The organism is Kocuria sp. CPCC 205258, from assembly GCF_040981005.1.
Taxonomy (GTDB): Bacteria; Actinomycetota; Actinomycetes; order Actinomycetales; family Micrococcaceae; genus Kocuria; species Kocuria rosea.
On the sequence record NZ_JAVKPS010000001.1, the window covers coordinates 151,900 to 163,340 of the forward strand.

An 11,441-nucleotide genomic window follows, 5' to 3' on the forward strand; every position below is an offset into this window, starting at 1 on the left:
TCCGGGGACAGGAGAATTCCCCGTGTTACCTTTCGTGAACGAGCGTCGGGCCGTCCCGGCACGCACGAGGCCCCCGCACGGGAACAGGACCGTCTCGTCCCTGTTCCCGTGCGGGGGCCTCGTGCTGCGCCGCGCCCCGGGTGCCGCTCAGCCGGCCGGGGAGCCCCGGTCCTCGTCGTCGCCGGAGGGCGTCGCCGCGGCGCCGTCCGGCCGGGCCGCCCAGGTGAGGTAGCCGCCGTCGAGGTTGACGACGTCCCGTCCGTGCTGCGCCAGGACCCGGGCCGCGAGGTAGCCGCGCAGGCCGGCCTGGCAGTGCACCACGAGCTCGCCCTCCGGCAGCTCGTCGAGGCGGTCCCGCAGCTGGTCCAGCTCGATGTTGATCCCGCCGGGGATCGGCATCGCCGTGTGCTCGCCCGGGGTGCGGACGTCCAGCAGGGTGGCGCCGGAGGCGAGGCGGTCGTCGAGCTCGTGCCACTGGACGGTCTCGACGAGCCCGTCCCGGTGGTTGCGGTCGATGTAGCCGAGCATGTTCACGGGGTCCTTGGCGGAGCCGTAGAGCGGGGAGTAGGCCAGCGCGAGCTCGGCGAGGTCGGCGGCCGCGATGCCGCCGGTGATGGCCGTGGCGAGGACGTCGATGCGCTTGTCCACGCCCGCCCCGCCCACGCCCTGGGCGCCGAGGATCGCGTCGTCCTCCGGGTCCACGAGCAGCTTGAGGGTCATCCCCTCCGCCCCGGGGTAGTAGCCGGCGTGGTTCGCGGGGTGCGTGTGGATCGCGCGGTAGGACCGGCCCGCGGCGCGCAGCCGCTTCTCGTTCCAGCCCGTGGCCGCGGCCGTGAGGCCGAAGACGCCGACCACGGAGGTGCCCAGCACCGGCCGGTCGGAGACGTCCATGCCGGCGATCACGTCGGCGACGAGCCGGCCCTGGAGGTTGGCCGTGTTGGCCAGCGCGACGAGCGTGGCGGACCCGTCGAGGGCGTCGCGCTTCTCCACGGCGTCCCCCACGGCGTAGACGTCCGGGTCGGAGGTCCGCAGGTGCTCGTCGACGACGATGCCGCCGCGCGCCCCGACCTCCAGCCCCGCGGCCCGGGCCAGCGTGCTGTCGGGGTGGACGCCGACCGCGGCGAGGACCACGTCGGCCGGCAGCTCGGTGCCGTCGTCGAGCGTCACGGTGCGCTCCCCCACCTCGGTGACCGTGGTCCCCAGCCGCAGGTCGAGCCCGCGCTCGCGCATCAGGGTGTGCACGGGCTCGACCATCTCGGGGTCGAGCGGGGCCATGACCTGGGGGGCGGCCTCGACGAGGGAGACCTGCAGGCCGCGGTGGACGAGCTGCTCGGCGACCTCGAGGCCGACGTAGCCGCCGCCGACGACCACGGCGGAGCGGGCGCCCTCGACCGCGGCCACGACCGCGTCGGTGTCCTCGATGTCGCGCAGGACCAGGGCGCGCTCGATGCCGGGCACGGGCGGGCGGACGGGGACGGCCCCCGGGGAGAGGACGAGGACGTCGTAGCCCCGCTCCTCCTCCCGGCCGGAGGCGAGGTCCCGGACGCGCAGCACGTGCCGGTCCCGGTCGACGCCGACGACCTCGTGCCCCACCCGGACGTCGAGGCCGAACCGGGCGCCCAGGGACTGCGGGGTCTGCAGCAGCAGCGCGGAGCGCTCCTCGATGACGCCGCCCACGTGGTAGGGCAGGCCGCAGTTGGCGAAGGACACGTGGCCGCTGCGCTCGTACACCGTGATCTCGGCGTCCTCCAGCAGGCGGCGCAGACGGGTGGCCGCGGACATTCCGCCGGCGACGCCGCCCACGATGACGATTCTCATGCGGTCATGCTACCGGCGCCGCTCAGGCCGCCGCGCGGCCCGCCCGCTCCGGCCAGCCCGGTGTCCTGAGGCGGCGCCGGAGGGTGCTGCCGGGCCGGGAACCGGTGAACTCGCCGTCGGCCCCGCACGCCGCGACCCAGCCGGGCGCGTCCCGTCCCAGCACGTGCGCCGCGCGGGCGTAGGCCTGGGCCTCCACCGCGCTCTGCGCGGCGACCACGACCCGGTCCCACGGGCTCGCCGCGGCGGCGCCGGTCACCGGGTTGACCAGGACGCTCCCGGGGCTCTCCACCACCGCGAGGCCCCGCCGGCCGCGCTCGACGAGGGCCGCCCGCACCCCGGGCTCCACACCGGCCCGGGGTGCGGCGGTCCGGGGGTCCGCGCTCCGTGCCGCCGGGGCGGCGCCCACGAGGGCGGCGGCCGCGGCGGCCGGCCCGCCCACGGCGCACGCCGCGCCGACCTCGGCGACCAGCGCAACGCCGGGGTGCGTCTCCGTGAAGACCCGGACGATGCGGTCCGCCGCCCACGCGTCCGCGACCGGCGCGAGGTCCAGGACCGTGCCGCGGCCCATGCGCAGCCGCCGGGTGGCCACGTCCAGGTCGAGGCGTCCGATCCCGGGCGCCGGGTGCGGCTCGAGCCCGTCCAGGGCCCGCCAGGCCGCCCCGCCGGTGGTGGGATCGGTGAGCCCGCTCGTGAGGCGGGCGGAGAGCAGGGCGGCCGCGACGATCCCGGCGAGCACGGGCCCGAGGACGACGTCGACGTCCTCGTGCTCGGCGAACCGGTTCAGCAGGGACAGCTCCGAGTCGATGCGCTCGGGCGCGACGGCGCGGGCGGTCTCGCGGCGCACGTGCTCGGCGAGCCGGACGGCCTCGGCCTGGAGGTCCGGGGCGGGGGCGCGCACGGCGCCGGCGTCCGGGGCGCGGGGCGGGATCGGGGTGGGCATGACCGTCTCCTGGTGGTGGGGGGAGAGGCGGGCGACGACGGCGTGCGGGGGGACACGGACAGCTGCTGTCGAGCATACGCGCGCCGGGCCCGGCCGGCGGTGACGTGACCCCCCGTTACCCGACCGTCGTGCTCGCGCACCGGGACCGGCCCGTGACGGCCGCCGGGCCGCCGGCCGGGACGCCGAGCGGGGCCCCGGAGGGCGCCCGCACCCAGCGCAGCACGTCGGCCGGGCGGTTCGTGGTGAACTGCTGGACGCCCAGCGCGCGGCACAGGTCCACGTCCCGTGCGGTGTCGACCGTCCAGACCCGCAGCACGCGTCCCTCCGCCCGCCACTGCCGCACGAGGTCGGGGCGGGCCCGGACGAAGTCCAGCCCCGGGCCCACCAGGTCCACGAGGCCCGCCGAGATCACGGGCAGCGCCGGCGGCACCACGAACCGCATCCCGGCGTGGAGCACCGCCGCGGCCGTGCGGCCGACGCGCAGGCTGTCCCCGACCGTGCGGCGGGTGGTCGTCCCGACCAGCTGGCACACGTGCCGGGCGGGCACCGTCTCCAGGAAGTGCCGGACGGCGTCGGGGTGGAAGCTCATCAGCGAGACCGTGACGTCGTCCAGCCGCCCGGTCTCGGGGTCCCAGCCCTCCCGCATCAGCAGACCGAGGACCTCCTCCTCGAGCCGGTGGCCGAACGGGCTGGGGTGCTTCGTCTCCACGGCCAGGCCCACGGGCCGGCCCGCTCCCCGCAGCAGGTCCAGCAGCTCGGGCAGGGTGAGCAGCTGACGGTCCGGCGCCCCGTGGCCCGGCGGGATGCGCACGCCCTTCCAGGAGGTCCAGTCGAGGCGGCGCAGCTCGGCGAGCGTGCGGGCGGAGACGGGGCCCCGGCCGTCGCTCGTGCGGCCCAGCTGGGCGTCGTGGTGCAGGACGAGGTGGCCGTCGCGGCTGAGGTGGACGTCGCACTCCACCCCGTCGGCGCCGTCCAGCAGCGCCTGCACGTAGGCGGCCCGGGTGTGCTCGGGGAGGTCCGCGCTGGCCCCCCGGTGCGCGTAGACGATCGGCCGCACGGCGCTCCCTCGGCTGTCGGTCGGGGCGCGGTGCGCCCCGCTCGTGCACCAGGCTAGGGAGACGCGGTGAACGCGGGGCCACGCCCCGGCGGACCTGTCGTGAACGACGACGACGCCCCGCCGGGCGCGGGGCGTCGTCGAACGTCAGCGCGGGAGCGCGGCGCGGGGTCTACTGCTCGCCGGTGATCTCGCCGCGGGCCGCGGCGGCCGTGTCGGCCTTCCGGCCCCGCCTGCCCTTCCGGGACGTGCCGTCGCCGAACCGGGGGGCCCGCTCCTCGGGCCCGAGCTCGGCCGGGAACGTGGTGGGCAGCGGCCCGAACGCCTCGTGCGTCGCGGCGATGACCTGCTTGGACATGGCCAGGTTTGCTCCCCCACCGACGATCGCGCCCACGCCGAACGGCAGGGCGCGGCCGAACACGGCGCCGGTCTGCTTGAGCAGGAAGCGCTTGACGAACATGTTGCGGATGATCCTGCTGACGTCGAAGGTCTTCGAGTCGTCCTTGCCCATCATCAGGCCCCAGGAGGACATCATGCCGCGGCCCTTGGTGCCGCTGGCCAGGATCTGGTTCATGACCTGGCGGCCGTCCTCGCCGAGCATCAGGGCCATGACCATGGTGCGGGTCTTCTCCGGGTCCTCCGTGTGCACCCCGTGCAGCTCGGCGATCGCCTGGGCGTACAGGGCGGTGGCCTCGAGGTAGCCGACGACCGCGAAGGAGGACAGGCCGAGGGACGCGACGGTGCCGATGCCGGGGACCACCGCGGTGGCGCCGACGGCCCCGCCGCCCATGGTCACGGACCGGACGTAGATCTTCTCGAGCCGCCTGGCGATCTGCTCGGGCGTCTCGTCGGGGTGGTCGGCGCGCTCCTTCTTCACGAAGCCAAGGACCACGGGCCGCTGCACGCGCAGCACGGTGTCGAGGAGCTTGTTCATGGCGGGCTTGGGCTTGCCCTCGTCGTCGAACGCGTTGTTCAGGGGATTCAGGTCCATGGCGTGCTCTCCTTGTGGGGTGCCGGGACGGTGGGTCTCGGCCCACTATATGCACAGCAGGCTGATCGGGTCCCGGGATTCGCCGACGGCTGAGGAGGGGTCGCGGTCAGCTCCCGGGCAGCCGGGAGACGGACGGGTCGACCTGCTGGAAGGAGTCCGGGAACTCGGCGCGCAGCCGGACCAGCTCCCGGGCGAAGGCGTCCAGGTCCCGGTCCTCCTGGCTGACCGGCTGCCACTGCCGGGCCGGCAGGGCGTGGCCCTGGTCGTCGAGGGCGACCATGACCATGAGGCAGTTGGTGGTCAGCGCGAGCTCCCCGGTTGCGGGGTCTCCCGACCAGCAGTTCACGGAGATGTGCAGGCCGCGGGCCGCGGTGTGGATGAGTCGCGCCCGGACCTCCACGAGGTGGCCGATGTGCATGGGCCGGTAGAACCGGACGCCCCCGGCGTAGACGGCGATGACCGGCCGGCCCGCCCACCGGGCCCCGCACACGTACGCGGCCTCGTCGATCCAGCGCATGGCCGTGCCCCCGTGCACCTTCCCGCCCCAGTTGATGTCCGTGGGCGCGGCGAGGAAGCGCAGCACGGTCTCCTCGGCGGTGCCCTCGTCCGTGTACCGCTGCTCCGCCATCAGCTCCTCGATGCTGTTGCGCAGCTCGATCCGCCGCTGCGTGACGGCCGACTGCTGGCGCTCGTGCTCCGTCTCGGGCGCCCACTGCGGGACGGGGGTGGGGCGGCCGTCCCCGTCCACGGCCACCATGATGATCAGGCACGTGTCCTTGAGGGTCACCCCGTGCTCGCGGGGGTCCGCGGAGGCGACCTCCACCCGGATGTGCATCGAGGACCGTCCGGTGTGCACGATCTTCGCGGAGACCTCCACCATGTCCCCCACGCACACCGGGCGGTCGAAGTGGATGTTGCCCACGTACGCCGTCACGCAGTAGGCCCGGGACCAGCCCACGGCGCACGCGTAGGCGGCCTTGTCGATCCACTCGAGGACGCGCCCGCCGTCCACGGTGCCGGTGCGCCCGGCGTCGGTCGGGGCGGCGAGGAAGCGGAGAACGGCGGTGTCGCGTGCGGCCATGCCCCCAGTGTGGCACGGGTCACCGCGCGGTCCGCCCCGCGGCTCACCCGACCGCTCGCCCGCTCACTCGACGACGGGCGCCCACGCGTTGAGCCGGCGGAGCATGTCCGACTTCTTGCGGGTGTGCCCCTCCATCCGCACGAGGATGTCGTCGAGGGCCTCGATCGCGTCCACCACGAACGGTCCCTTGTTGAGCATCACGCACTCGGCGCGCTGGCCCATCGCCGCGTCCGTGACCTCCGCCCGGGAGGGCAGGCCCTTCTTGGCGAGGGACTCCAGGACCTGGGTGGCCCAGACCACGGGCACGTGCCCGGCCTCGCACAGCCACAGGATCTCCTCCTGCACCTCGGCCATCCGCTCGAACCCGGCCTCGACCGCGAGGTCCCCGCGCGCGATCATGACGCCCACGTCCTGCCATCGCATGGCCTCCAGCAGCATCGCGGGCAGGGACTCGAAGCCGCCCACGGTCTCGATCTTGAGGGTGACGTCCAGGGCGGTGTTGCCGATCCGCTCGAGCTCCCGCAGCAGGTCGGTCACGTCCTCCCGCGAGCGCACGAAGGACATGTTGACGATGTCGGCGTGCTCGGCCACGAACGGCAAATGCGAGCGGTCCTCGTCGGTGAGCGAGGAGATGCGCAGGTCCGTCTCGGGCAGGTTGATGCCCTTCCCCGCTTTGAGCTTGGTGCCGCCGGGGCCCGCCTGCAGCACCTCCAGCACGATCTCGTCGGGCCCCACGGAGGTGATCCGGCAGCGGATCCTCCCGTCGTCGATCCAGGCCGGCTGCCCCTCCCGGGCGTCCGTGAACACCTCGGGCAGGGAGCAGCCGATCCGGAAGGGGCTCTCGGACCGGACCGGGGCGGGTGCGAGGTCCCGGGTCAGCACCACGGTGTCCCCCGCGCGCACGCGCAGGGACTGCTCGACGGCGGGCAGCTCGCCGAGCACGCCCTCCGTGCCGTCCTCGGCCCGCACGGCCAGGCCCGTGGCGAAGTACACGGTCTTGGCGCACTCGACGAGCACGCCGGGCCCGGTGGCCTCGATCACCCGCAGGGTCCGTCCGGAGCCGCGCGCGTCCTTGAGCCGCAGCCGCTCCCCCGGGGTGCGGGCCGCGGTCCAGGCGGCGCCGGCCACGGGGACGGCCGGGGCGTCGTCGTCGACCGCCGGGTCCGCCTCGCCCAGCCAGAGGCGGGCCGGGGCGGTCACCCGGCCGCCGCTGTCCCGGGTGGGCTTGATCTTCTCGACCTGCGGACCGGGCTCGATCGGCCCGGTGCGCAGCTTGGGCCCCGCGAGGTCCATGGCCACGCGGACCTCGCGGCCGAGCGCCTGCCCGGCCGCCCGGACGTGCCCGATCATGGCCGCCCACTGCTCGGGGCCGTCGTGCGCGCAGTTGATCCGGGCCACGTCCATCCCGGCGCGGACCATGTCCTGGACGAGCCGGGGGTCCGCGGCGGCCTCCGAGGGGAAGGTGACCATGATCCGGGTGCTGCGCCCTTCCCGGCCCGGGCCGAGCAGGGCCGCGGTGTTGCGGCGCAGCACCTCCGCACCGGGCTCGCCGGGCTCGTCGGGGCCGGGCGCCCCGATGTCCTTTTCCGGCCGGCCGGCGAGCACGCGGAGGGTCTCCAGCACGGCGCCGAGGTGGCTCATGACCCCGGCCTCCATCCGCCCCAGGGAGGACACGCCCAGGCCGCTGAGGTCCCGCTGCAGGTCCCGCACGTCCTGGCTGCGCACGGCCACGTAGTCCACGAGGTTGAGCGCGGACCCGCGGTGGCGGGGGTTCACGCGCTCGAGCTGCGGCACGGCCGCCCGGCGGGCCCGGAGCACCACGTCGACGAGCGCCGCGACCCGGTCGTGCAGCCGCGCGGCGCACTCCTGCCGGGCGGTCGCCGCCATGCCGTGCTCCCTCCTGCGGTCCCGGCCGGGAGCTGCCCCGCCGCGACCGCCGTCGACCTGCTGACTCCCCATGATCCTCCTCGTCCGCCCGGCTGTCAGCGCCGACCGTACCCGCCCCGGGCGAACAGCGGCTGAACACGAGGCGACGGGGCCTCAGGCGGGGCGGGCGAACGGGGAGCGGCGCAGGCGGTAGCCGTGGACGGGGATCAGCCGGCGGGAGCCGGTGCCGGCCTCCAGGATCCAGAGCAGCCGCAGGTGGGGCGCGCACTGGCCCACCGTGCCGACGTGGCGGAGGTGGTCCTGCTCCCACACCTCGATCCGGTCGCCGGGGCGGATCCGGGCGGGGTCCTGGACCCAGGTGTCATCGGTGGTCGCGTCGACGGTCGTCGCTCGGAGGGTCGTCATGGCGGCACGTCCTCTCGGGGGTCGGCGTCCGGGGAGGGAGCCCTCGGACACCTCCAGGATCGTCCGCGGATGTGGCCGGCACGTTTCCGTCCGATGGACGGGCCGTGCATTCGTCCCGCGGGGGCTGTGAGACTCACCACGGGGACCGGCGGAGGGCTAGGCTCGTGCGGACGCCACCGCCTGCGCCCGCCCCGCGGCGGGCGGCAGGTCCCGCCACCGGAAGGAGCCGCTGTGATCAGCTCGGAGAACGTCAGGGCCTACGTGGAGCGCATGGCCTCGGACGAGCCCGCCCCCGGCGGCGGCGCCGCGGGCGCCCTGCAGGCGGCGCTGGGCGCGGCCCTGATCGCGATGTCCGCCCGCTACTCCACGGCGTCCGAGCACGCGGATCGTGCCCGGCGCGCGGCCGACCGGGCCGAGGAGCTGATCCCGCGCGCGCTGGGCCTGGCGGACGCCGACGCCGAGGCCTTCGGCGCGCTCTCGGCCGCCTACACCCTGCCGAAGGACACCGCCGAGGAGAAGGCGGAGCGCTCGCGGGCGGTCCAGGAGGCCACGGCCGGCGCCGCGCGTCCCCCGCGGGAGCTGATCGGCGTGGGCACCGAGGTGGTCGGGCTCGCGCGCGAGCTGACCGGCTGGTGCAACCCCAACGTCCTCAGCGACGTGGCGGCGGCCTCCGAGGCGGCCCGGGCCGCGGTGGCCACGGCCATGGTCACGCTCGAGATCAACGTCCGCGCCCTCAAGGACGCCGCGACCCGGGAGGAGCTGCGTGCGGGGCTGGCCGAGGGCGAGCGGGCCGTCGAGGACGCCGCGGAGCTCACGCGGTTGATCCGCGAGCGCGTCCGGGGCTGAGGACCGGGCCCGCGGGCCTCAGTCCTCCGCGCCCGCGGCGCTCTCCGTGCCCGCCGTGCCCGCGGGGCGGCGCACCCCGAAGGAGCCGACGACGGCGAGCAGCGAGATGATCCCGCCGCACAGGAAGGCGCTCCGCACGCCCGCCTCGGTGGCCTCGGGAGCCGAGGCCCCGGCGGCCGCCGCGCCGGCGGCGGAGAGGGTCAGCACGGTGACGAACAGGGCCGTGCCCGCCGCGCCCGCCACCTGCTGCAGGGTGCCCACCATGGCGGAGCCGTGCGAGTACAGCCGTGTCGGCAGGGCGCCCAGGCCCGCGGTGAACAGCGGGGTGAACATCAGGGCCAGACCCGTGCTGAGCACCACGTGGGCGAGCAGCACCATCGGGACGGGCGTGGCCCCCGTGGTGGAGGCGAGGTACCACAGGGACGCGCTCAGCAGGATCGAGCCCGGCACGAGCAGCACGGTGGGACCCGAGCGGTCGTAGACCCGCCCCACGAAGGGCGCCAGCAGTCCCATGACGAGCCCGCCGGGCAGCAGCAGCAGGCCCGTGCCCAGGGGGTCGAGGCCGTGCACGGTCTGCAGGTAGATGGGCAGGACGATCAGCGTGCCGAAGAGGGCCATCATGCTGACGGCGAGCACCGCCGTGGACATCGTGAACACCCGGGACCGGAAGGTCCGCAGGTCCAGCAGCGCGCGGTCCGCGCGCTGCAGCCGCGTCTGGCGCCGCACGAACACGGCCAGCGCGGCCACGCCCAGCACGAGCGGCACCCACGCCGGGAGCGCGGCGTCCCCGCCCTCGCCGAGGGTGCTCAGGCCGTAGACGAGGCCGCCGAAGCCCAGGGCCGAGAGCACCACCGAGACCACGTCCAGCGGCGCCGGGCGGGGCTCGGTGACGTTCTGCATCCGCCACGCGCCGAGCAGCAGGGAGCCCACCGCGATCGGCAGCACCAGGATGAACATCCACCGCCACTCGAGCACGCTGAGGATGACGCCCGAGATGGTGGGCCCCACGGCCGGGGCGACCGAGATGACGATCGAGATGTTGCCCATGACCCGCCCGCGCCCGGCCGGCGGCACCAGGGTCAGCACCGTGGTCATCAGCAGCGGCATCATGATGGCCGTGCCGCCGGCCTGCACCACCCGCCCCGCGAGCAGCGTCCCGAACCCGGGCGCGGCCGCGCAGACGAGGGTGCCGAGGCTGAACAGGGTCATGGCGGTCAGGAACACGGGCCGGGTGTGCAGGCGCTGGAGCAGGAACCCCGTCACCGGGATGACCACGGCCATGGTCAGCATGTAGGCGGTGGTGAGCCACTGGCCGGCGACCGCCGTGACGGAGAGGTCGGCCATGAGGCGGGGCAGCGCCACGCCCATGATCGTCTCGTTGAGGATCACCACGAACGTGGAGACCAGCAGCAGCCCGATGACCAGGCGGTTGCGGGCGGAGTGGTCGGTGTCCGCGACGACGGCCGGGGGGCCGGTGTCCGGGAGCCCGGTGGAGGGCGCGGGGGCGGGGACGGGAGGGGTCTCGGACACGGGGACGTCGGGTGCCATGGGCGGGGGATCCTTCGGGACGCAGCAGTGGTTCACCGGTAGAGCCGTCCCGGCCCCCGCTTCATTCCCGTCCAGGAAGTGACAATGGGCTCATGCGCAGATACCTCAAGGACGCCGGCGTGCACGCCGAGATCACCCCGGACGGCTTCACCGAGGGCGGGTTCGTGCTCTCCATCGGCGGGGCCGAGCAGTCCCACGTGGACCTTGCCCGCCCCGGGGAGATCTTCTACGAGTACCTGCGGCGGATCGGCGGCGTCGTCGACGTGGTGGCGGCGCCGGGTGCGCCGGTCACCGCGGTCCATCTGGGCGCCGGGGCCCTGACGCTCGCCCGGTACGTGGCCGCGACCCGGCCCGGCTCCGCGCAGGTCGCCGTGGAGCTCGAGCGGGAGCTGCCCGCGTTCGTGCTCGAGGCGCTGCCCCTGCCCGCGGGGGCGGACGTGCGCGTCGTGATCGACGACGCCCGGGCGGCCCTGCCGGACGTCGTCGCCCCCGGGACCGCGGACCTCGTGGTCCTCGACGTCTTCTCGGGCCGGGACGCCCCCGCCCACCTCACGGAGCCGTCCTTCTACGCCGAGGCCGCCGGGCTGCTGGCGCCCGGCGGGGTGCTGGTCGTCAACGTGGGCGACGACCCCGGGCTGGCGTTCTTCGCCGGGCAGGCGCGGGCGATGCGGGAGGCGCTGGCCGACGTGTGGTGCCTGGCCGAGGAGCGGCTGCTCACGGGACGCTACCCGGGCAACCTGGTCCTCGTGGGCGGGTGCCGGGCCCTGCCCCGGGAGTGGGCGGACGCCTTCGCCGCCGCCGGACCGCACCCGGCGGGCGTGCTGGACGGCCTCGGCCTGGAGGAACTGCTCCACCGCCTGTAGCGTGGATC

General features: G+C 75.4%; 10 protein-coding genes. 2 read left to right on the plus strand and 8 right to left on the minus strand.

What is annotated here, in order from left to right; all coding sequences use genetic code 11:
• Positions 1-147: 147 nt before the first annotated feature.
• The 7 genes from RF644_RS00710 to RF644_RS00740 form a co-directional block, all read right to left on the minus strand.
• On the minus strand, positions 148-1,818 hold the full coding sequence (locus RF644_RS00710; protein WP_368794962.1) for an FAD-dependent oxidoreductase: 1,671 nt from the start codon (positions 1,816-1,818) through the stop codon (positions 148-150).
• Positions 1,819-1,840: 22 nt separating this feature from the next.
• The gene (locus tag RF644_RS00715) at positions 1,841-2,758 is read right to left on the minus strand and encodes an FAD:protein FMN transferase (protein WP_368794963.1); all 918 of its coding nucleotides are present in this window, start codon (positions 2,756-2,758) and stop codon (positions 1,841-1,843) included.
• A gap of 115 nt (positions 2,759-2,873) precedes the next feature.
• A complete protein-coding gene (locus RF644_RS00720; RefSeq protein WP_368794964.1) occupies positions 2,874-3,815 on the minus strand; it encodes a glycerophosphodiester phosphodiesterase in 942 nt (313 codons plus the stop codon).
• A 169-nt stretch (positions 3,816-3,984) separates the two neighbouring features.
• The gene (locus tag RF644_RS00725) at positions 3,985-4,803 is read right to left on the minus strand and encodes a di- and tripeptidase (protein ID WP_368794965.1); all 819 of its coding nucleotides are present in this window, start codon (positions 4,801-4,803) and stop codon (positions 3,985-3,987) included.
• A 106-nt stretch (positions 4,804-4,909) separates the two neighbouring features.
• Positions 4,910-5,884 (minus strand): acyl-CoA thioesterase, encoded by a 975-nt coding sequence (locus RF644_RS00730; protein ID WP_017833489.1) that lies wholly within the window; start codon positions 5,882-5,884, stop codon positions 4,910-4,912.
• A gap of 63 nt (positions 5,885-5,947) precedes the next feature.
• Entirely contained in the window at positions 5,948-7,843 is a 1,896-nt protein-coding gene (locus RF644_RS00735) for a pyruvate kinase (RefSeq protein ID WP_368794966.1), read from the minus strand.
• An 81-nt stretch (positions 7,844-7,924) separates the two neighbouring features.
• A complete protein-coding gene (locus tag RF644_RS00740; protein WP_017833487.1) occupies positions 7,925-8,176 on the minus strand; it encodes a hypothetical protein in 252 nt (83 codons plus the stop codon).
• A gap of 231 nt (positions 8,177-8,407) precedes the next feature.
• On the opposite strand from RF644_RS00740, the gene RF644_RS00745 reads away from it, so the two are divergent.
• On the plus strand, positions 8,408-9,022 hold the full coding sequence (locus tag RF644_RS00745; RefSeq protein WP_035928155.1) for a cyclodeaminase/cyclohydrolase family protein: 615 nt from the start codon (positions 8,408-8,410) through the stop codon (positions 9,020-9,022).
• A gap of 18 nt (positions 9,023-9,040) precedes the next feature.
• Here the strand turns inward: RF644_RS00745 and RF644_RS00750 are convergent, their stop codons facing one another.
• Entirely contained in the window at positions 9,041-10,570 is a 1,530-nt protein-coding gene (locus RF644_RS00750) for an MDR family MFS transporter (protein WP_368794967.1), read from the minus strand.
• A gap of 92 nt (positions 10,571-10,662) precedes the next feature.
• Here RF644_RS00750 and RF644_RS00755 point away from each other — a divergent pair, with 92 nt between their 5' ends.
• Entirely contained in the window at positions 10,663-11,433 is a 771-nt protein-coding gene (locus RF644_RS00755) for a spermidine synthase (protein ID WP_368794968.1), read from the plus strand.
• Positions 11,434-11,441: the final 8 nt, after the last annotated feature.

Excerpts from the sequence above, each read along its gene's own strand:
- RF644_RS00710 (WP_368794962.1), bottom strand. The coding sequence starts at position 1,818 with ATGAGAATCGTCATCGTGGGCGGCGTCGCCGGCGGAATGTCCGCGGCC.
- RF644_RS00715 (WP_368794963.1), bottom strand. The coding sequence starts at position 2,758 with ATGCCCACCCCGATCCCGCCCCGCGCCCCGGACGCCGGCGCCGTGCGC.
- RF644_RS00725 (WP_368794965.1), bottom strand. The coding sequence starts at position 4,803 with ATGGACCTGAATCCCCTGAACAACGCGTTCGACGACGAGGGCAAGCCC.
- RF644_RS00730 (WP_017833489.1), bottom strand. The coding sequence starts at position 5,884 with ATGGCCGCACGCGACACCGCCGTTCTCCGCTTCCTCGCCGCCCCGACC.
- RF644_RS00735 (WP_368794966.1), bottom strand. The coding sequence starts at position 7,843 with ATGGGGAGTCAGCAGGTCGACGGCGGTCGCGGCGGGGCAGCTCCCGGC.
- RF644_RS00740 (WP_017833487.1), bottom strand. The coding sequence starts at position 8,176 with ATGACGACCCTCCGAGCGACGACCGTCGACGCGACCACCGATGACACC.
- RF644_RS00750 (WP_368794967.1), bottom strand. The coding sequence starts at position 10,570 with ATGGCACCCGACGTCCCCGTGTCCGAGACCCCTCCCGTCCCCGCCCCC.
- RF644_RS00755 (WP_368794968.1), top strand. The coding sequence starts at position 10,663 with ATGCGCAGATACCTCAAGGACGCCGGCGTGCACGCCGAGATCACCCCG.